This window comes from Priestia sp. MDV22-iso46 (genome assembly GCF_058629175.1).
Genome location: NZ_JBZVWT010000006.1, coordinates 76,681 through 95,207 on the forward strand (window position 1 = coordinate 76,681; position 18,527 = coordinate 95,207).

The following is an 18,527-nucleotide window of genomic DNA, read 5'->3' on the forward strand; positions in this document are numbered from 1 at the left end:
GTTATGTTATAAGAAGTGATATAATGTACGAATGTTATCGTGAAATCAGTAATCAAACGACATTTATATACGTTTGTAAGAGCAATTCTAGATAACCGTCATATACTGTCTTACAGATAGACGAATGTTGGAGGTTCTTTATATGACAGTTTACCATTTTGTAGGTATTAAAGGAACAGGAATGAGTGCGCTTGCGCAAATCCTAAACGATATGGGCTTTCAAGTTCAAGGATCGGATATTGAAAAAGAAATTTTTACGCAAAAAGCACTAGAACAGCAGGGAATTCCTGTTTTACCATTTGATAAAAATAATATTAAAGACGGCATGACTGTAATCGCAGGAAATGCTTTTCCTGATACGCATGAAGAAATTGCAGAAGCAGCTTCAAAAGAAGGAGTCAAGCTTGTACGCTATCACCGTTTCTTAGGTGACTTTATGAAACAGTATACGAGTGTAGCCGTAACAGGAGCACACGGAAAAACATCCACAACGGGTATGTTAGCGCATGTGATTCAAGGAGCTGAACCTACTTCATATTTAATCGGAGACGGTACGGGTAAAGGTGTAAAAGACAGCAAGTATTTTGCGTTTGAGGCATGTGAATATCGCCGCCACTTCTTATCTTATACGCCAGACTATGCAATTATGACGAATATTGATTTTGATCACCCTGATTATTTTGCCAATATCGACGATGTATTCAGCGCGTTCCAAGAGATGGCACTTCAAGTCAAAAAAGGAATTATTGCCTGTGGTGACGATGAACATCTGCAGCAAATTCAAGCGAAGGTACCTGTTCTTTATTACGGATTAGGCGAAGAAAATGATTTCCAAGCACGTAATATCGTAAAAAGCACAACAGGCACAACATTTGATGTGTTCGTTCGTAATACATTCCACGCATCATTTGAAATTCCAGGGTATGGCGACCATAACATCTTAAATGCACTTTCTGTTATTGCACTTTGTCATTATGAAGAAATTGACGTTGCTGTGCTGCAAGAGCGTTTTAAAACATATCAAGGTGTAAAGCGTCGTTTCAGTGAAAAGAACGTTGGCAAACAAGTGCTAATCGATGATTATGCACACCATCCAACGGAAATTAATGCAACGATTTCAGCTGCTCGTCAAAAGTATCCAAACCGTGAAGTTGTGGCTGTTTTCCAACCGCATACTTTTACGCGTACACAAACGTTCTTAGAGGATTTTGCAGCAAGCTTACAGCACGCTGATAAAGTATATCTATGTGACATTTTTGGATCAGCTCGTGAGCATCAAGGTAAATTATCAATTGAAGATTTACGAAGCAAAATCAGCGGAGCTGAATTAATTAATGAAGAAACAATTGAATCGTTAAAAGACCATAATGAAGCTGTATTAGTATTTATGGGTGCTGGAGACATTCAAAAGTTTGAAAAACTATATCAGCAAACCGTATCATAAAAAAAAGGCACTCAGGAGAGTGCCTTTTTTTATTTCAAAACTCATTTTAAATTTTCAGGATTTAACGCTTTTAATTCCTCAATGACAAATAGCCCGTCTTTACGAATTAACACGTCATCGAAATAAATCTCACCGCCGCCGTATTCTGGGCGCTGAATCATCACCATATCCCAGTGGATATTTGACTTATTTCCATTATACGCATCTTCGTAGCACTCGCCAGGAGTGAAGTGGAAACTTCCGTCAATTTTTTCATCAAATAAAATGTCTTGCATTGGATGTTGAATATATGGATTTACGCCAATCGCAAATTCGCCAACAAAACGTGCGCCTTCATCCGTATCAAAAATGCCGTTGATGCGTTCTGTATCATTAGCGGTTGCTTCAACAATCTTACCGTTTTTAAATGTTAAGGATACATTCTCAAACGTAAAGCCTTGATAGTTAGAAGGAGTGTTGTAAGAAATTGTTCCGTTTACAGAATCACGTACAGGAGCCGTGTATACTTCACCGTCCGGAATATTCATTTCTCCGGCACACTTCACTGCAGGAATATCTTTAATAGAGAACGTTAAGTCTGTATTCTCACCTGTTAAACGCACTTTGTCCGTACGGTTCATGAGCTCAACTAGAGCATCCATCGCTTTGCTCATTTTGCCATAGTCTAAGTTACATACATCAAAATAAAAATCTTCAAATGCTTCTGTACTCATTTTAGCAAGCTGCGCCATTGAATCGTTTGGATAGCGAAGAACAACCCATTTTGTTTTTGGAACGCGAATTTCTCTATGTACTTTTTTACCGATCGTATTTCCTTGGATTTTCATTTTATCTGCCGGAACATCTGATTGTTCAAAAATGTTTGAACCAGAACGCAAGCCAATATAAGCATTCATTTCTTTCATCACATTTGCTTCAAAGTCTGCCATCATATTGAACTGCTCTTCTTGTGCACCGTTTAAAAGAGCGCGGTCTACCGAATGATCTTTTAGCAGTACAAATGGATAGCCACCCGCCTTGTACGCTTCATCTACAAGTGCTGTCACAAGTTCGCGCTGAAGTCCAAAGTTTTCGATTAATACTTTTTCTCCTTTTTGAAGGCGAACAGAATAATTAATTAAATTTTTAGCTAATGTCGCAATTCTAGGGTCTTTCATAAATAGTGCCTCCTTAAAATAACAATGATTGGTGATTCACTTTCTATTGTACCCCACTGAGCTTATTTTGTTTGTTTTTATGCTTTAAAATCCTTTTTTTCTTTAGGAAGGGAAATAACTCATATATCGCGAAATAATGTAACAATCTTCCCTTTTTCTGAATAAAGGCAGAGAGAATATGGTAAAGTTAAAGAGTCTATAGGGAGTAGAAGGTTTAATTGTTTATAAAATTGGGAAAGTAGTTATAACAAGAGAGAAGAAAATAGGAGGTGCCTTGCACAGATGGTTATTATTCTTTATTTAAGCGCTGCTATTGTTGCCATTGCGATTTTTTACCTGGTGGTTTCCGTGTCCAAAACATTGAAATCCGTTCAGCACACATTAAATTCAGTGGCAGGTACTTTAGACGGTGTAGAAAAGCAAATGACAGGAATCACAGCCGAAACAACTGCACTTTTACATAAGACTAATCTGTTAGCTGAAGATATTCAGCGTAAATCCGAAGCGCTGAACACAGTGGTGGATTCTGTTAAAGGCGTAGGTGACTCAATCCAAGACCTAAATAAGTCTATTAAAAGCGTATCATCAAGCGTTTCAGAGAAAGTAGAAGAAAATAAAGAAACTGTTGCTCAAGTTGTTCAATGGAGCAATGTTGCATTAGACGTATGGGAACGTATAAAATTAAGAAAACAGAAAAAAGTTGACGCAGAGCCTGTACCTGTTGAAGTAAAAGAAAAAGCGGTTCAACGCTCACGCTCATTTTCATAAGGATGAACTTTAAAGGAGGAGACGCATATGTCAAACAAACCAAATAAACCAAACAACACTTCAAATAAAGGCTTTTTAGTAGGAACAGTGATTGGAGGAGTTGTAGGAGCTGCAACGGCATTACTACTTGCTCCAAAATCAGGTAAAGAGTTCCGTTCTGATTTAAATGAGCAGGCAGCTTACGTTCGTTTAAAAACAGAGCAAGCGAAAAACAGCGCTGTTGAAAAAGGACAAGGGTTTGCTCAAACGGCTAAAGAAAAAACGGCTGGTCTATCACAAACACTGTCTGAGCAATCTTCACAAGTAGTGGACAAGGTGAAAAACTTCCGTAAAGTAGATCCTGAACACGAAGCATTACCGCCAACAAGCTTAGAAGTGCTTGCTGATGAAGTTGAGTCTCAAAGCAACGAAGACGTTCAGCAAAAGCTAACAGAAGCTCAAAAAGCACTAGATGAAGTGGAAAGCACAGTGCCACGACCATAATAAAGAATCAAAAGCGTTTACCCTACAGGGTGAACGCTTTTTTTGTATGTAATTTAGGTTGGATAACAACAAGTAAATAATCGTTTCATTGCAGGAAACCCCCCCACCTTATAAATGAATTTATGAGCATCATACATAAAGCTGAGCACTCTTTTTGTATGGAAACGGTCAAACCATGTAAACTTAAGAGTAAGTACAGAAAGGGTGAAAAAAATGAAAAAAATTTCAACAGTTGAAGAGTTCGAACAAGTTGTAAAGGAAAACAATCGCTTTTTATTTTTAAAACACAGTACAACGTGTCCAATTAGTGCAGCTGGTCATGAGGCATTTTCAGCATTTGCTTCTAGTCATGAAGACATTCCTTCTTATTATCTTCATGTCCAAGATTCACGTGATGTATCTAACTATATTGCTGAGACGTATGAAGTGAAGCATGAATCACCTCAAGCGCTTCTGTTTGAAGATGGAAAAGTAAAGTGGCATGCTTCTCACTGGAACATTAACGAAGACGAATTAGCGAAAAACGTAGCTCACTAATCGAAAAAGTATTTTAGTAAAAGAAAAATCCGAACATTAATCGTTCGGATTTTTTCATTGGCGGGGTGAACGTAGGTTTACTGTATGGAGCTGCTTCTAGCGGTAGATTGGAGGGCAAGACGAAGACTCCTGCGGGAAAAGCGAAACAGGTGAGACCCCACAGGAGCGTAAGCGACGAGGAGGCTCAGCGGCCGCCCGCGAAAAGCGAAGTCTTGCACAGAAATCAACAGCGGTATGACACGCAATCCATAATAGATTGTTTATCCCATTTGTTCGCCTTTAGATTGGAGCGATTTAGCTATGCCTCAACCTCTTTTTTTTATAAGCTGATTGCGGTTTCATCCGCTTTTTCGTACAATAGATGTAGTTTAGCACATAAAAGCAGAGAAGCCCCTTACATATATCCTCCATCATCTATCATCTTATGTAGTAACCCTGCTAAACGGATTTTTTAAAATCAGTGAAAGGGTGGACGTACATGACGAATTCAGATCTTCAGCATTTGCGATCTCAAATTGACGAAGTAAATATGAAACTGTTAAAGCTTATTAATGAGCGAGGCGAGCTTGTTCAAGAAATAGGAAAGTTAAAAGGAATGCAGTCAACCAAACGTTTTGATCCCGTTCGTGAACGAGCAATGCTTGATGCGATTTTAAGCAAGAATGAAGGACCGTTTCAAACGTCTACGCTTCAACATATTTTCAAAGAGATTTTTAAAGCTCATTTAGAGCTTCAAGAAGATGATCATCGTAAAGCACTTCTTGTATCCCGTAAAAAGAAGCGGGAAAATACAATTGTTACGGTAAAAGGAGAAACAATTGGTGACGGACTTCAGCGTTTTGTAGCAGGACCTTGTTCCGTTGAAAGCTATGAGCAAGTAGCAGCCGTAGCAAAAGCCGTAAAGCAGCAGGGCGTGCGGATGCTTAGAGGCGGAGCCTACAAGCCAAGAACATCTCCTTATGATTTTCAAGGCCTTGGCTTAGAAGGATTGCAAATTTTAAAAAGAGTAGCTGACGAATACGATTTAGCCGTTATTAGTGAAATTGTCGACCCGGCTGATATTGAAACAGCTGTAGAATACGTAGATGTGATTCAAATTGGTGCTCGTAATATGCAAAATTTTGAGCTGTTAAAAGAAGCGGGTGCGGTGAAGAAGCCTGTCTTATTAAAGCGAGGCTTAGCCGCTACGATTGATGAGTTTATTAATGCTGCTGAATACATTGTTTCAAAAGGAAATGATCAGCTGATTTTGTGTGAACGAGGAATTCGTACGTATGAGCGAGCAACGCGAAATACGCTGGATATTTCAGCTGTTCCCATTTTAAAACAAGAAACTCATTTACCTGTTTTAGTCGACGTCACGCATTCAACGGGAAGACGAGATTTACTTGTTCCAACGGCTAAAGCAGCTCTTGCCATTGGGGCAGATGGAATTATGGCAGAAGTTCATCCAGATCCTGCGGTAGCACTTTCTGATTCAGCTCAGCAAATGGATATCCCGCAATTTACAGAATTTATGAAGCAGCTAAAACCTATATGTAACTTAAATTTATAAAAAAACGTAAAAATGAAAAATTCGTATACTTTTATGACAAGTTTGAGGCACTTAATGGTTTCAAGCTTGTTTGCCTTTCGTTATAATAAAGATAAGCGAAATTATCACGTATTTTGAAAACAGTCGATAACTTTTGTCAAAATAGGAAAGAATAAGTGCAAATCCAAAAAACAAGAATTTATGAAATTCTCGTGAAACTTGTCGGAAAAAGGCGGTAAATACGTTGCGATGAAGCACATAGTATCGTATAGTAGTTACAGATATTCGCTATCATTCTGTGATTGCATATGATATAAATTCGCGATTCACTTTTTTTATTTACTTAATATACACCGTCTTTTACATTGTTACATATAAACTGGTAAAATTGTCTTTGCCACGTAATAATAAGGGCATAACAGGAATGATTTAGATGCATACAGGGTATCTAAGCTGTATGTAAGAGTGAAGGAGCTAGAAATAGCCATTCTATAAAGGAAGATGGATTTATATACGTAAATACAAGAAATGAAATAAGGATAAAATAAACGAAATGTTTTTCGATAAGGAGTGTTTGTTGTGAACGTAACAATTTATGATGTAGCAAGGGAAGCAAGCGTGTCGATGGCAACGGTTTCTCGTGTGGTAAACGGAAATCCAAATGTAAAACCATCAACTAGAAAAAAAGTATTAGAAACAATTGAAAGACTAGGCTATCGTCCGAACGCAGTAGCGCGTGGATTAGCAAGTAAAAAAACAACGACAGTAGGAGTTATCATTCCTGATATTTCAAATATTTTCTATGCAGAATTAGCGCGTGGAATCGAAGATATTGCAACGATGTACAAATATAATATCATCTTAAGTAACTCCGATCAAAATCAAGATAAAGAACTTCACCTTTTAAATAACATGCTTGGTAAACAAGTAGACGGAATCATCTTCATGAGTGGGAATGTAACGGAAGAACACGTAGAAGAGCTAAAAAAATCACCGGTTCCAGTTGTACTTGCAGCATCAATCGAATCAACTAACCAAATCCCATCTGTAACTATTGATTATGAACAAGCAGCTTTTGATGCAGTGCAATCACTAATTGACAGCGGTCATAAAAATATTGCATTCGTTTCAGGTACGTTAGAAGAACCAATCAATCATGCGAAAAAAGTAAAAGGGTACAAGCGTGCTCTTACTGAAAGCGGATTGCCTGTACGTGATTCTTATATTGTAGAAGGAGACTACACGTACGATTCAGGTATTGAAGCGGTTGAAAAACTATTAGAAGAAGATGAAAAGCCAACTGCTATTTTCGTTGGAACGGATGAAATGGCATTAGGCGTTATTCACGGGGCACAAGATCGCGGGTTGAATGTACCAAACGATCTAGAAGTTATCGGTTTTGATAACACAAGACTTTCAACAATGGTTCGTCCTCAGTTAACATCTGTTGTACAGCCAATGTATGATATTGGTGCAGTAGCGATGCGTCTCTTAACAAAATACATGAACAAAGAAACGGTAGACAGCAGCATTGTACAGCTTCCTCACCGCATCGAGTTCAGACAATCAACAAAATATACCTGTGAATGAATAAGAACGAATCCAAAGTTCAGACACGGGGAGATAGAATATGAAAAAAATTGATATGCTCACACCTATAGGGATACTAATTGGTATCTCTATGGTTGTGTTTGGGGTTATTTCAAGTGGAGGAATGAGCGGTTTTTTAGCTTTTATTGATGTACCATCGATTTTAATTGTACTGGGAGGCGTTTTTGGTACGCTGTGCGTGAGCTTTCCTTTAAAACAATTGAAAAATATGGGAAAAGTAGGGAAACAAGCGTTTCAATCTAAAGAAATAAACGTAGAAGAAATTGTAGGAACATTTGTACATTTATCGGAAAAAGCGCGTCGAGAAGGACTTCTATCGTTAGAAGCAGAGCTTGAACAAATCGATGATTTATTTGTGAAAAAAGGTATTTTGCTAGCCATTGATGGAGTAGAACCGGAAATGATTCGAGAGCTGCTTGAAGCTGAAATAGCTGCATTGGAAGAAAGACATGCGAGAGGTCGAAGTATGTTTGAAAAAGCAGGCGATTATGCCCCCGCTTGGGGAATGATTGGGACGCTCGTTGGGCTAGTGCTAATGCTTAAAAGCCTTAATACCCCTTCATCGCTTGGGCCTAACATGGCAATTGCTCTTTTAACGACTTTCTACGGGGCGCTGCTTTCAAACTTGTTTTTTCAGCCAATCGCAGCTAAATTAGTTGGTAAAACGGAGCATGAGCTTTTTGTTAAAGAAGTGATTATTGAAGGTGTCATCGGCTTGCAGGCGGGTCAAAATTCTCGCTTTGTGCAAGCAAAGCTAAAAGTATTTGCCCCTGTTGAAAAACGAAAGCTGGAAGAAAAGAGAGAACACGTTCGTGAAGCGTAGAAGAAAAAGGTATTCGGCACAGTCGCCAAAATGGATGGTAACATTTGCTGATTTGGTGACGTTAATATTAGTTTTTTTTATTTTACTATTTTCAATGTCTAGCGTGGATAATCAAAAGTTTCAGACCGTTGTCAATTCGCTTACAAGCGGTGGATCATTAGCTTCTGTAGAAAAGAGCCAGCAGTCTCAAAAGCTGGATAGCATTTTAGCGAAAGTGCAGGACTACCTGAAGGAAAATAAGCTTCAGAATGTCATTACTGCTAAGCGAGATGAACGCGGGGTTGTGCTTATTTTACAAGAACAGGTGCTGTTTGAAACAGGACAAGCCGACATTTTGAAAAAAGGTACCCCTTTTCTGGATGAATTAGGAAGGTTATTCAGTACTATTCCAAATGATATTAAAGTAGAAGGTCATACCGACAATCGACCCATTCACACCTATCGTTATCCATCTAATTGGGAACTATCGGCAGCGCGTGCTAGCGGCGTCATACGTTATTTAACGAACCATTTTTCTCTTTCTGCTAACCGCTTTGAAGCACTTGGATACGGAGATACAAAGCCGCTTGTTCCGAACACGTCTAATGGCAATCTACAAAAAAATAGGCGCGTCGAAATTATTATTTCAGATCCCGAAGCACAGTGAAAAAGGCCATACACTTGTATAGCCTTTTTTTAAGAATGAGATGTATGAGAACGAATAGGATAAAGAGCGCGCTCAAGAGTTTGAGCGTTTTTTTCTGTTATTTCTGGTTTTCTTGGAATTGGCTGATAGATATTAGGTTCATCATCCCACTTTGTGCAAACGGGGTGAGGCGATATTTTTGTCCATTTTTCAAGCCATGACAGAGGAAGCATGCCTTCTGCCTTTCGTTCAATCATTTCAAGCCAAATAAATGACCAAGCCCGAGGAACAACCCGCCAAATATCATAACCTCCTCCGCCAACCGCAATCCATCTTCCCTGACAGTATTCATGGGCAATTTCATGAGCAATTTTAGGAATTTCACGGTATATTTTCGTGGTGCCGCATAAATGAGTGAGCGGATCGTAATAATGAGAATCGGCTCCATTTTGTGTCAAGATAACATCTGGTTTAAAAAAAGCAGCTACTTCTTTTAAAGAGGTCTTATAAACGTCGAGCCAAGACTCATCTTCCGTATAAGCATCAACAGGCACATTAAATGAATAACCATAGCCTTCACCGTGCCCGCGTTCGTTAACGTTTCCCGTGCCTGGAAACAAGTAGCGTCCCGTTTCATGAATGGAAAGAGTGCAAACGGAAGGGTCGTCATAAAATGTCCATTGCACTCCGTCACCGTGGTGAGCATCTGTATCGACATAGAGAACACGCGCGTTGTACTTTTGCTGCATATATTTGATGGCTACCGCGCTATCGTTATAAATACAGAAGCCGGAAGCTTTTCCTCGAAAGCCGTGGTGCAATCCTCCTCCTAAATTTAGAGCATGCTTAGCTTTTCCAGTCATCACATAATCTACAGCAGTAAGTGTACCCCCAACTAAAAATGCACTAGCTTCATGCATGTTGGGAAACATAGGTGTATCTTCTGTTCCAAGACCAAAATCTGCTGCTTTTTCAACAGAAAGCTCGCCGCTTCCTGCTAATTTTACCGCTTGAATATAGCTAGTATCATGGACAAGCTGAAGTTCTTCATCAGATGCCATCCGCGGTAATACAACATCTTGATTGCCTAAAGCGCCAAATTCCCGTAACAGTTCATATGTTAGTTGAACACGAAGCTGGTTAAACGGATGATTATTGCTGAATTTGTACGAAAGAATATCATCTGAATAAATAAATACAGCATTACTAGTCATTACGTCATCTCCGGTAATTTAGGCCACAACACCTCATAGCCGTTTTCTTTTAATGTATTTATACTAATCAATGGATTAATAGCTTGAATGCGAAGCACAAGGATTTTATATCGTTCATCTACATCAGGGTAGACGAGTACGCTTAAGATGTTTGTTTTCTTTGAACCAAAAAGGGATGTAACTTCAGCGAGCACGCCAGCCTTATTTTCTACTTTTATTTCAATTTGTGAACCTGGCTTATTGGTGCCGGTAAGCTGAATAAACGTATGTAATAGATCTCTTTCGGTAACAACGCCTACTAACCGCTTGTTTTTTGTGACGGGAATACAACCGATTTGATGTTCATAAAAAATACTTGCAATTTCTTCAACAAAATCAAGAGGGTGAGCTGTAATGACTTCTTTTTGCATAATCATCCGCACGGGTTCGGATAGAAGAGCAGATGTATAAGTATTATCTAAAATAGATGGACTTGCATCTCTTACGTCTCGATCAGAAATGATGCCAACTACGTGATGAAGGTCATTAACGATAGGAATATGTCTAATCTTATGTGTATCTAAAAGTTTCATAGCTTCAGCAATCGTATGGTCGGGGGTTAAGGTAACGAGATCAGTTTTCATCATCTCTTCAACAATCATCAGACACAGCTCCTTTTCTTAAAGGTCAGCTTAATACATAAAGCGATTTCGAAAGCGCAGGCTATCAAATTCTTGTATGCTTTCTTGAGGTACTCTGCTCCCGATTCTTACCATCAAACAATTAGCAGGGTGGGAGCTAATCTCCGGATCATCTGTGGCAAACCACGTCAGTCCGCCTTTATTCATCATTTTCTCCATAATTTTGCGGTAATCCCACACATTTAGCCCTGTTCCTTTTAAATCCCAATGCCAGTAGTATTCTGTCGTAATGACAATATAATCTTCCATTGCATCATCCATCATAGATACGATAAGCAAGTTTTTACCAACAGCGTAGCTGCGAAATGGAGCGGCTACCTCTATAGCTCCTAATTCGATTAAATTCTCCATATTTCCTTCCGACCATCGTTCTAGAGGATCGGGATATAAAAAGGTTACATAACCAATGATTGTATGATGATGGCGAGCAATAATGATTCTACCTTCAGGCAAGTTGGCAATCTCGATCAATGCTTCTTTTTGCTGTTCAGGTGGACGAAAGGCCGTTAGTTGCTCATGAAAATCAAGTTGTTGCAAGGTCTTGGAGGAGACAGGTCCTTCAATAACAATTGCTCCGACAGCGGTTTTTAGTTCTTTCATATTGTATGTTTGGGAATGTTTCACATGAATCACCACCTTCAAGCAGTCTTATCTGTATTATAATACAAAAAAAACTTTATATTAAAGCGTTTTCAAAAAATTAAATAAAAGAAAAGGAGTTTTTTAAAATATATAGAATAGAAAATTAAAAGAGATTCTTGTTAATTCGACACTTCTATAACAAAGGTTGTCATATAACAAGGGAGACTATTATCCCAATTCCGACAAATAATTTTTATAAAATTGTGAAAAGTCTATTTTTGTTATATAATAGGTTTGTAAATTTTATACATAAGGGGGAGTTTGTGATGAAGGTGGAAGCGCTTCCTGTAATTGAAGGGGTATACAACTTACAGGACTATGATAAAACGTATCAAACCTTTGACTGGTCACAAGTGGAGAAGGAATTTTCATGGCATGAAACAGGTAAACTAAATGCAGCTTATGAAGCAATTGATAAGCACGCAAACTCTACGCGTAAAAATAAAGTTGCGCTTTATTATCGAGATGCGCAGCGCAATGAAAAATATACATTCAAAGAAATGAAAGAATGGTCAAACAAAGCCGCAAACGTGCTAAAACAAACAGACGTAGAAAAAGGAGATCGCGTGTTTATCTTTATGCCTCGCTCTCCGGAACTTTATTTTGCGCTGTTAGGCGCGGTAAAGCTTGGCGCTATTGTTGGGCCTTTATTTGAAGCGTTCATGGAAGGTGCAGTAAAAGATCGTTTGCAAGACAGTGATGCAAAAGTGTTAATTACAACGCCTGAATTGCTGAGCCGCGTTCCGGTGAAAGATTTGCCAGCTTTAAAACACATTCTCCTTGTAGGGGAAAATGTAGAAGAAGAAGGCATTCAACTAGATTTTCTGAAGCGATTAGAAGCGGCGAATAAAGAGGTGGAAATTGAGTGGGTAGATAGAACAGATGGTATGCTGCTTCATTATACATCAGGTTCAACTGGCAAACCAAAAGGCGTACTTCATGTTCACAACGCAATGCTTCAGCACTATCAAACTGCAAAGTGGGTACTCGACTTAAAAGATGACGATGTGTATTGGTGTACAGCAGATCCCGGTTGGGTAACGGGGACTTCTTATGGGATTTTTGGTCCTTGGCTTGCTGGAGCAACCAATGTGATTGTAGGAGGACGATTTAGTCCAGATGCATGGTATCAAGCACTTGAAGATTTTGGCGTAACGGTTTGGTACAGTGCACCTACAGCTTTTCGAATGCTAATGGGTGCTGGTGATGACTTAGTTAAACGCTATGATTTAAGCAATCTCAGACATGTATTAAGTGTGGGAGAACCGTTAAATCCTGAAGTGGTACGCTGGGGAATGAAGGTGTTCCAAAAACGTATTCATGATACGTGGTGGATGACTGAAACTGGCGGTCAGACGATTTGTAATTATCCGTCTATGAAAATTAAGCCAGGATCTATGGGGAAACCAATTCCAGGTATACAAGCAGCAATCGTTGACGATCAAGGACAAGAGCTTCCACCTTATCGAATGGGTAACTTAGCAATTAAAAAAGGCTGGCCATCTATGATGCATACGATTTGGAACAACAAAGAAAAGTATGAGTCATATTTTATGCCAGGTGATTGGTACGTATCAGGTGATTCGGCGTATATGGATGAAGACGGTTATTTTTGGTTCCAAGGCCGAATCGATGATGTTATTATGACGGCAGGAGAACGCGTGGGTCCATTTGAAGTAGAAAGTAAGCTTGTTGAACACCCTGCTGTAGCAGAAGCGGGTGTTATTGGTAAGCCTGACCCTGTGCGCGGGGAAATTATTAAAGCATTTATCGCACTTAGAGATGGGTATGAATCTTCAGATGAACTGATTGAAGATATTCGTCAATTTGTGAAAAAAGGGTTAGCTGCTCATGCAGCCCCGCGTGAAATCGAGTTTAAAGATAAGCTACCTAAAACACGAAGTGGTAAAATTATGCGTCGCGTTTTAAAAGCGTGGGAATTAGATTTGCCAACGGGCGATTTGTCAACGATGGAAGACTAAGGAGTAAATGTTTCAATCTTTGTAGGGAAAATAAGTGATTTTTATAAAGTTCAAACAGCCAGCTGTTTGAACTTTTTTTTGGACTTGAATTTTAAAATGAAATCATTCATAATTGTGGGGTGTAAACTTTTAAATAAAATAAACTGCAGTGATAGGAAGAAGTAATACTTGTCTCCCTGTTTAAGAGAGCTGATGGTTGCTGAAAATCAGTACATAGACAAATATGAAATACGTCCTTGAGCATCTTTTGTGAACTTACAGTAGCAAAAGACGGGTAGACCGTTACATCATTTAAGTGGGAAATAATTTATTTCCAAATAGGGTGGTACCGCGATATTTTCGTCCCTTCTTTTTTAAGAAGGGGCGTTTTTTATGTTGTTCAACAAATTGTAACGAGCAATTAGATAAAGGAGAGAATATATAACATGGATATTTTACAAGATCTTGAGTTTCGAGGGCTCATTAACCAACAAACGGATGAAAAAGGTTTAAGTGAACTTTTGAGTAAAGAGTCTGTTCGTTTGTACTGCGGATTCGATCCGACAGCCGACAGCCTTCACATCGGCCACATGCTTCCTGTTTTAATTTTACGTCGCTTTCAACAAGCTGGACACCAACCAATTGCATTAGTTGGTGGAGGTACGGGTCTTATTGGAGATCCAAGCGGTAAAAAAGCAGAGCGTACGTTAAATGAAAAAGAAACGGTTGCCATGTTTAGTGAGCGTATTAAAGGTCAGCTTTCACGCTTCTTAGATTTCGAAGAAGGTGAAAATGCAGCAGTTATTGCAAATAACTATGACTGGATTGGCTCATTAGATGTTATTACATTCCTACGAGATATCGGTAAAAACTTTGGTATTAACTATATGATGGCAAAGGATTCTGTTCAATCTCGTATCGAATCAGGCATTTCATTTACGGAATTTAGCTACATGATTTTACAGTCATACGATTTCTTGAATTTATACCAAACATATAACTGTAAGCTTCAAATTGGCGGCAGCGACCAATGGGGAAATATTACGGCTGGCTTAGAATTAATTCGTAAATCAGAAGAAGATGCAAAAGCATTTGGATTAACAGTTCCGCTTGTAACAAAAGCGGACGGGACGAAGTTCGGTAAAACAGAAGGCGGAGCAATTTGGTTAGACCCTGAAAAAACAAGTCCGTATGAATTCTACCAATTCTGGATTAATACAGATGATCGTGATGTTATAAAATATTTAAAATACTTTACATTCTTATCACACGAAGAAATTAATGAATTAGCAGCTTCTGCAAAAGAAGCTCCTGAAAAACGCGAAGCACAAAAAGCACTAGCGGCAGCGATGACTACGCTTGTACACGGTGAAGAAGCTCTTGAGCAAGCAATTCGTATTTCGCAAGCTTTATTTAGCGGAAGTATTTCAGAGTTAACAGCAGAAGAAATTAAGCAAGGATTCAAGGATGTTCCTTCTTACACGCATACAGGTGAAAATATTGGTTTAATTGATTTACTTGTAGAAAGTAAAATTTCTCCTTCTAAACGTCAAGCACGTGAAGATATTTCAAACGGTGCGATTTACTTAAACGGTGAGCGTGAACAAGATTTACAAAAAACAGTAGGTGCAGAAGACCGTATTGAAGGTCAATTCACAGTGATTCGTCGAGGCAAGAAAAAATATACCCTTATTCAATACGCATAAAAAAAAAGGCCGAAAGGCCTTTTTTTATATATAGACAGCAAAAAAGCCGCTCCATAAGGAACGGCTTTTTACTATTAACGAGAGTAGAACTCTACGATTAGTGCTTCGTTGATTTCAGCAGATAATTCAGAACGCTCTGGTAAGCGAGTGAATGTACCTTCTAATTTCTCAGCGTCTACTGTTAAGTAGTCTGGTACGAAGTTGTTAACTTCAAGCGCTTCTTTCACGATTGAAAGGTTGCGAGATTTTTCGCGAACACCGATCACTTGACCAGGTTGTACACGGTAAGATGGGATGTCAACGCGTTTACCGTCAACTAAAACGTGACCGTGGTTAACTAATTGACGAGCTTGACGACGAGTGCGTGCAAGACCCATACGGTATACTAAGTTATCAAGACGAGCTTCTAAAAGAATCATGAAGTTCTCACCGTGCTTACCAGTTAATTTACCAGCAGCAACGAATAAGTTACGGAATTGACGCTCAGTTACACCATACATGTGGCGTAATTTTTGCTTTTCTTGTAATTGTAAACCGTACTCAGAAATTTTCTTACGTTGACCTGGGCCGTGTGGACCTGGAGCGTAAGGGCGTTTTTCTAATTCTTTACCTGTACCACTTAGAGAAAGACCTAAGCGACGAGAGATTTTCCAACTTGGACCTGTATAACGAGCCATGATGACTCCTCCTTGTTTGTGTTTTTATTTTATGCAAAACAAAAACAGACACATTCTAGCGATATGCTCATTTTGTTTTCATGTACCATCGCTCTAGCAGCAGAGAGTTACACGATACACCATCTTGTTAAAAGAATTGCTACTTCTGTAAAACAATCTTTTAATGAGGAACAAAATGAAAAAACATAAAGAAGATTGTATAAGCTGCAATATTTCACACAACGAGTATTATAGGTGTTTCCTCGTATAAAGTCAAGGGAGATTGAAGATTAAAAGAATGTAAAAGAAAGGATATATTCTTTTGAAGTATGAAAGAAGAAGAAAGAACGTAAGAAAACGGTGGTGATGGGCTAATCAAACGTTTGTTTAATAAGCAAAAACCGCTGATTTGCAGCGGTTTTTTTGCTTATTCATATTCAAAGAAAGGAAGTGAGTTCTTTGACGAATTCTTCAAGATACTGTTGATCGATCTCATCAAAGCGATTTTTGATTGGACTGTCAATATCAAGAACACCTAAAAGTTTACCATCTTTCACCATTGGTACAACGATTTCAGATTGAGAAGCAGCATCACATGCAATGTGGCCAGGGAATGCATGAACATCTTCAATTCGCTCTGTTCTTTGATTTTGAGCTGCTGTACCGCATACGCCTTTTCCAAGTGGAATGCGAACACAAGCCGGCAGCCCCTGAAAAGGGCCGAGTACTAACTCGCCGTCTTCCATTAAATAAAAGCCTACCCAGTTTACTTCATTTAAAAATTGATTTAGTAAAGCTGAAGCATTTGCTAGATTAGCAATTGTATTGCTTTCTCCTTCTGATAAGGCGCGTAATTGCTTAATTACTAATTCATAATCCTTTTGTTTTGAGCCGCTGTAGTTTTCGACATTAAACAATGTATTCTCCTCCATTCAACATAAGATTTAATGAGTTTTTATCAGGAAACGTCAGTTTTAACGCTACTTTGTCGATAAAAGATTACAGGAACTAAAAAGCCTATCACGAATTATGTAGAGAGGCTACTAAAATCCTTTTTAAATACTGTAACGATTTCTACACAATTTTGCAATCATATGTGTTTTGTAAAAATAAATCGAAATGAGGTGTAGATAGATGGCTGTACAGTCAAAAACGAAAGAGAAAATTATTGATGCGGCTGTTTCTCTTTTTAACGTAAAAGGTTTTGATGGTACGTCGGTGCGCGAGATTGCAGGAAAAGCGAAAGTGAACGTAGCGAATATTTCATATTATTTTCATAGCAAAGAAGGATTGCTTGAAAGTTTAGTGATTTCTTATTTTGAAGGTTATATTGGGGTACTGGAGCAAGCATTCCAAGAAATGAAAAAGCTGTCTTCAACAGAAAGTATGATCGTGATGATTCGAGCTATCTTACATTACCAGCACGAAAATAGGCATATTGCCCGGCTCGTATATAGAGAAATCTCTCTTGACACGATTTTAATTCGAGAAGTTATGACTACGTATTTAACCAAAGAAAAATACTACTTAAAAACAATCCTTGAAAGAGGGATGAAAGAAAAGGAATTTCGAAAGCTGCACGTTTCCTTTACAATCATTGAGCTTAAGGGCATGCTGTCTATGCCTTATCTTCATCCTCAGTACCTAAGTGAAGTTCTTCATATATTGCCTCACGAACCGTATTTTGTTCAGCAATATGCGATTGAGCTTGAGCAATGGGTGCACACAACGGTATGTTTGCCATATGAACGGACAAACAAACTGCGCGTTCAATTATCCTAAATGGAGCTCTCCATAGCCTTGGCCTAAATCCTTCGCACAGTGGGCGTCTGACCCATATACGAGAGGGATTTTTTTCTGTTGGGCTGCTTTTACGACAAAGGGAGCTGGATACGCTTCCTTGCACAAAGGCTTAAACAACCCTGCACCATTATAATCCAAAGCCAGATCTTTCATTTTTATTTCATCGAGTATTGATAAAATAATAGGGGAAAGTGTGTCTTCATATGGAAAGCGAGTTTGAAATTTATGTACGAGTGTCATATGACCAATGCGCTTAGGCTTATAAACGCCTAAATTGGCCTGTACAGAGCGTAATACCGTGTTGTAATACTTATCATATACTTTGCTTACGCTGCCAAACTTCTGTACAATATGTGCAAATACGTCAGCGCTAAAATCTAGGCAGTCATATCCTTCTTCATGTTTTAAGAAGTGGACAGAAAGTATGCTGTCATCGAGATAAGGACCATATTCGTTTAAGAAATCTGTTGTTTCGTGTTCAAATCCTTCAATAAAGTCAACTTCCAATCCGATATTAATACGAATATCGCGCTCAAATTCTTTTTTAACTTGCTGTACGTTTTGAATGTAGCGATCAAGTTTGTCAGGATCCATTCCGCTGTCGCGATCAGGCGTCGGATCACTGAAGCTTTTTGGTAATGGAGCATGCTCTGTAAACGAAATCTCCCCAAAGTTCAGGGAAATCGCCTGTTCAACATATTGTTGCAATGAATCAGGTGAACCGTGTGGGCAAAATGGAGTATGAATATGTTTGTCAACTTTCATAAAAAATGCCTCCTTTTTTCTTCTTTTTCCATTGTAACGACACAAAGTGACTCCATGCCAATATTTTGTATAAAAAAATTTAATTTTTTGCTCAAAAGTTGGACTTTACATGGTATCA

At 38.7% G+C, this 18,527-nt stretch carries 18 protein-coding genes and 1 other annotated feature; of the genes, 11 read left to right on the forward strand and 7 right to left on the reverse strand.

Annotation, left to right across the window (positions count from 1 at the left end; all coding sequences use genetic code 11):
• Window positions 1-142: 142 nt before the first annotated feature.
• On the forward strand, window positions 143-1,444 hold the full coding sequence (gene murC / locus AC4NPH_RS23860) for a UDP-N-acetylmuramate--L-alanine ligase (RefSeq protein ID WP_013059499.1): 1,302 nt from the start codon (window positions 143-145) through the stop codon (window positions 1,442-1,444).
• A gap of 41 nt (window positions 1,445-1,485) precedes the next feature.
• Here murC and AC4NPH_RS23865 read toward each other — a convergent pair whose 3' ends face one another.
• The gene (locus tag AC4NPH_RS23865; protein WP_013085232.1) at window positions 1,486-2,601 is read right to left on the reverse strand and encodes an aminopeptidase; all 1,116 of its coding nucleotides are present in this window, start codon (window positions 2,599-2,601) and stop codon (window positions 1,486-1,488) included.
• A 282-nt stretch (window positions 2,602-2,883) separates the two neighbouring features.
• Here AC4NPH_RS23865 and AC4NPH_RS23870 point away from each other — a divergent pair, with 282 nt between their 5' ends.
• From AC4NPH_RS23870 to motS, 7 genes are all read left to right on the forward strand, one after another.
• Complete coding sequence (locus AC4NPH_RS23870; protein WP_013059497.1) at window positions 2,884-3,369, forward strand: DUF948 domain-containing protein; 486 nt, start codon at window positions 2,884-2,886, stop codon at window positions 3,367-3,369.
• 27 nt (window positions 3,370-3,396) lie between these two features.
• A complete protein-coding gene (locus AC4NPH_RS23875) occupies window positions 3,397-3,852 on the forward strand; it encodes a YtxH domain-containing protein (protein WP_013059496.1) in 456 nt (151 codons plus the stop codon).
• A 213-nt stretch (window positions 3,853-4,065) separates the two neighbouring features.
• Entirely contained in the window at window positions 4,066-4,389 is a 324-nt protein-coding gene (gene ytxJ, locus AC4NPH_RS23880; protein WP_013059495.1) for a bacillithiol system redox-active protein YtxJ, read from the forward strand.
• A 478-nt stretch (window positions 4,390-4,867) separates the two neighbouring features.
• Window positions 4,868-5,944 (forward strand): bifunctional 3-deoxy-7-phosphoheptulonate synthase/chorismate mutase, encoded by a 1,077-nt coding sequence (locus tag AC4NPH_RS23885; protein ID WP_013059494.1) that lies wholly within the window; start codon window positions 4,868-4,870, stop codon window positions 5,942-5,944.
• Between the two features lie 558 nt (window positions 5,945-6,502).
• Complete coding sequence (gene ccpA, locus AC4NPH_RS23890) at window positions 6,503-7,513, forward strand: catabolite control protein A (protein WP_429582119.1); 1,011 nt, start codon at window positions 6,503-6,505, stop codon at window positions 7,511-7,513.
• 40 nt (window positions 7,514-7,553) lie between these two features.
• Window positions 7,554-8,357 (forward strand): flagellar motor protein MotP, encoded by an 804-nt coding sequence (gene motP, locus AC4NPH_RS23895; protein WP_053487780.1) that lies wholly within the window; start codon window positions 7,554-7,556, stop codon window positions 8,355-8,357.
• Window positions 8,347-9,003, forward strand: coding sequence for a flagellar motor protein MotS (gene motS / locus AC4NPH_RS23900; protein ID WP_029319972.1), 657 nt, complete (start codon window positions 8,347-8,349; stop codon window positions 9,001-9,003). The genes motP and motS overlap by 11 nt, the downstream gene beginning before the upstream one ends.
• A 29-nt stretch (window positions 9,004-9,032) precedes the next feature.
• Here the strand turns inward: motS and AC4NPH_RS23905 are convergent, their stop codons facing one another.
• Genes AC4NPH_RS23905 through AC4NPH_RS23915 form a run of 3 tightly spaced genes read right to left on the reverse strand, consistent with a single transcriptional unit; the run spans window position 9,033 to window position 11,500 of the window.
• A complete protein-coding gene (locus AC4NPH_RS23905) occupies window positions 9,033-10,196 on the reverse strand; it encodes an acetoin utilization protein AcuC (RefSeq protein ID WP_098197312.1) in 1,164 nt (387 codons plus the stop codon).
• Window positions 10,196-10,837: an acetoin utilization AcuB family protein gene (locus AC4NPH_RS23910; RefSeq protein ID WP_013059489.1), complete on the reverse strand. Its 642-nt coding sequence runs from the start codon at window positions 10,835-10,837 to the stop codon at window positions 10,196-10,198. The genes AC4NPH_RS23905 and AC4NPH_RS23910 overlap by 1 nt, the downstream gene beginning before the upstream one ends.
• A gap of 30 nt (window positions 10,838-10,867) precedes the next feature.
• The gene (locus tag AC4NPH_RS23915) at window positions 10,868-11,500 is read right to left on the reverse strand and encodes a hypothetical protein (protein WP_013059488.1); all 633 of its coding nucleotides are present in this window, start codon (window positions 11,498-11,500) and stop codon (window positions 10,868-10,870) included.
• Between the two features lie 284 nt (window positions 11,501-11,784).
• Here AC4NPH_RS23915 and acsA point away from each other — a divergent pair, with 284 nt between their 5' ends.
• Both acsA and tyrS read left to right on the forward strand, forming a co-directional pair.
• Complete coding sequence (gene acsA, locus AC4NPH_RS23920; protein WP_013059487.1) at window positions 11,785-13,500, forward strand: acetate--CoA ligase; 1,716 nt, start codon at window positions 11,785-11,787, stop codon at window positions 13,498-13,500.
• 139 nt (window positions 13,501-13,639) lie between these two features.
• Window positions 13,640-13,850 (forward strand) — a binding site (T-box leader).
• A gap of 75 nt (window positions 13,851-13,925) precedes the next feature.
• Window positions 13,926-15,185, forward strand: a complete 1,260-nt coding sequence (gene tyrS, locus AC4NPH_RS23925; RefSeq protein WP_013059486.1) for a tyrosine--tRNA ligase — start codon at window positions 13,926-13,928, stop codon at window positions 15,183-15,185.
• A 74-nt stretch (window positions 15,186-15,259) separates the two neighbouring features.
• Here tyrS and rpsD read toward each other — a convergent pair whose 3' ends face one another.
• Window positions 15,260-15,862, reverse strand: coding sequence for a 30S ribosomal protein S4 (gene rpsD, locus AC4NPH_RS23930; RefSeq protein WP_013059485.1), 603 nt, complete (start codon window positions 15,860-15,862; stop codon window positions 15,260-15,262).
• Window positions 15,863-16,278: 416 nt separating this feature from the next.
• On the reverse strand, window positions 16,279-16,758 hold the full coding sequence (locus tag AC4NPH_RS23935) for a GAF domain-containing protein (RefSeq protein WP_013059483.1): 480 nt from the start codon (window positions 16,756-16,758) through the stop codon (window positions 16,279-16,281).
• Between the two features lie 217 nt (window positions 16,759-16,975).
• On the opposite strand from AC4NPH_RS23935, the gene refZ reads away from it, so the two are divergent.
• Window positions 16,976-17,623 carry a forespore capture DNA-binding protein RefZ gene (gene refZ, locus AC4NPH_RS23940; RefSeq protein ID WP_013059482.1) on the forward strand — a complete coding sequence of 216 codons (648 nt, stop codon included), beginning with the start codon at window positions 16,976-16,978 and terminating at the stop codon, window positions 17,621-17,623.
• On the opposite strand, the gene hisJ is transcribed toward refZ, so the two are convergent.
• The gene (gene hisJ, locus AC4NPH_RS23945) at window positions 17,615-18,409 is read right to left on the reverse strand and encodes a histidinol-phosphatase HisJ (RefSeq protein WP_013059481.1); all 795 of its coding nucleotides are present in this window, start codon (window positions 18,407-18,409) and stop codon (window positions 17,615-17,617) included. The two genes, refZ and hisJ, sit on opposite strands and share 9 nt — an antisense overlap.
• Window positions 18,410-18,527: the final 118 nt, after the last annotated feature.

What these genes read in the sequence shown, in the direction of transcription:
- murC (WP_013059499.1), top strand. Translation starts at nt 143, where the DNA reads ATGACAGTTTACCATTTTGTAGGTATTAAAGGAACAGGAATGAGTGCG.
- acsA (WP_013059487.1), top strand. Translation starts at nt 11,785, where the DNA reads ATGAAGGTGGAAGCGCTTCCTGTAATTGAAGGGGTATACAACTTACAG.
- AC4NPH_RS23875 (WP_013059496.1), top strand. Translation starts at nt 3,397, where the DNA reads ATGTCAAACAAACCAAATAAACCAAACAACACTTCAAATAAAGGCTTT.
- rpsD (WP_013059485.1), bottom strand. Translation starts at nt 15,862, where the DNA reads ATGGCTCGTTATACAGGTCCAAGTTGGAAAATCTCTCGTCGCTTAGGT.
- AC4NPH_RS23905 (WP_098197312.1), bottom strand. Translation starts at nt 10,196, where the DNA reads ATGACTAGTAATGCTGTATTTATTTATTCAGATGATATTCTTTCGTAC.
- hisJ (WP_013059481.1), bottom strand. Translation starts at nt 18,409, where the DNA reads ATGAAAGTTGACAAACATATTCATACTCCATTTTGCCCACACGGTTCA.
- AC4NPH_RS23910 (WP_013059489.1), bottom strand. Translation starts at nt 10,837, where the DNA reads ATGATTGTTGAAGAGATGATGAAAACTGATCTCGTTACCTTAACCCCC.
- AC4NPH_RS23865 (WP_013085232.1), bottom strand. Translation starts at nt 2,601, where the DNA reads ATGAAAGACCCTAGAATTGCGACATTAGCTAAAAATTTAATTAATTAT.
- tyrS (WP_013059486.1), top strand. Translation starts at nt 13,926, where the DNA reads ATGGATATTTTACAAGATCTTGAGTTTCGAGGGCTCATTAACCAACAA.
- AC4NPH_RS23885 (WP_013059494.1), top strand. Translation starts at nt 4,868, where the DNA reads ATGACGAATTCAGATCTTCAGCATTTGCGATCTCAAATTGACGAAGTA.
- refZ (WP_013059482.1), top strand. Translation starts at nt 16,976, where the DNA reads ATGGCTGTACAGTCAAAAACGAAAGAGAAAATTATTGATGCGGCTGTT.
- motP (WP_053487780.1), top strand. Translation starts at nt 7,554, where the DNA reads ATGAAAAAAATTGATATGCTCACACCTATAGGGATACTAATTGGTATC.
- AC4NPH_RS23870 (WP_013059497.1), top strand. Translation starts at nt 2,884, where the DNA reads ATGGTTATTATTCTTTATTTAAGCGCTGCTATTGTTGCCATTGCGATT.
- ytxJ (WP_013059495.1), top strand. Translation starts at nt 4,066, where the DNA reads ATGAAAAAAATTTCAACAGTTGAAGAGTTCGAACAAGTTGTAAAGGAA.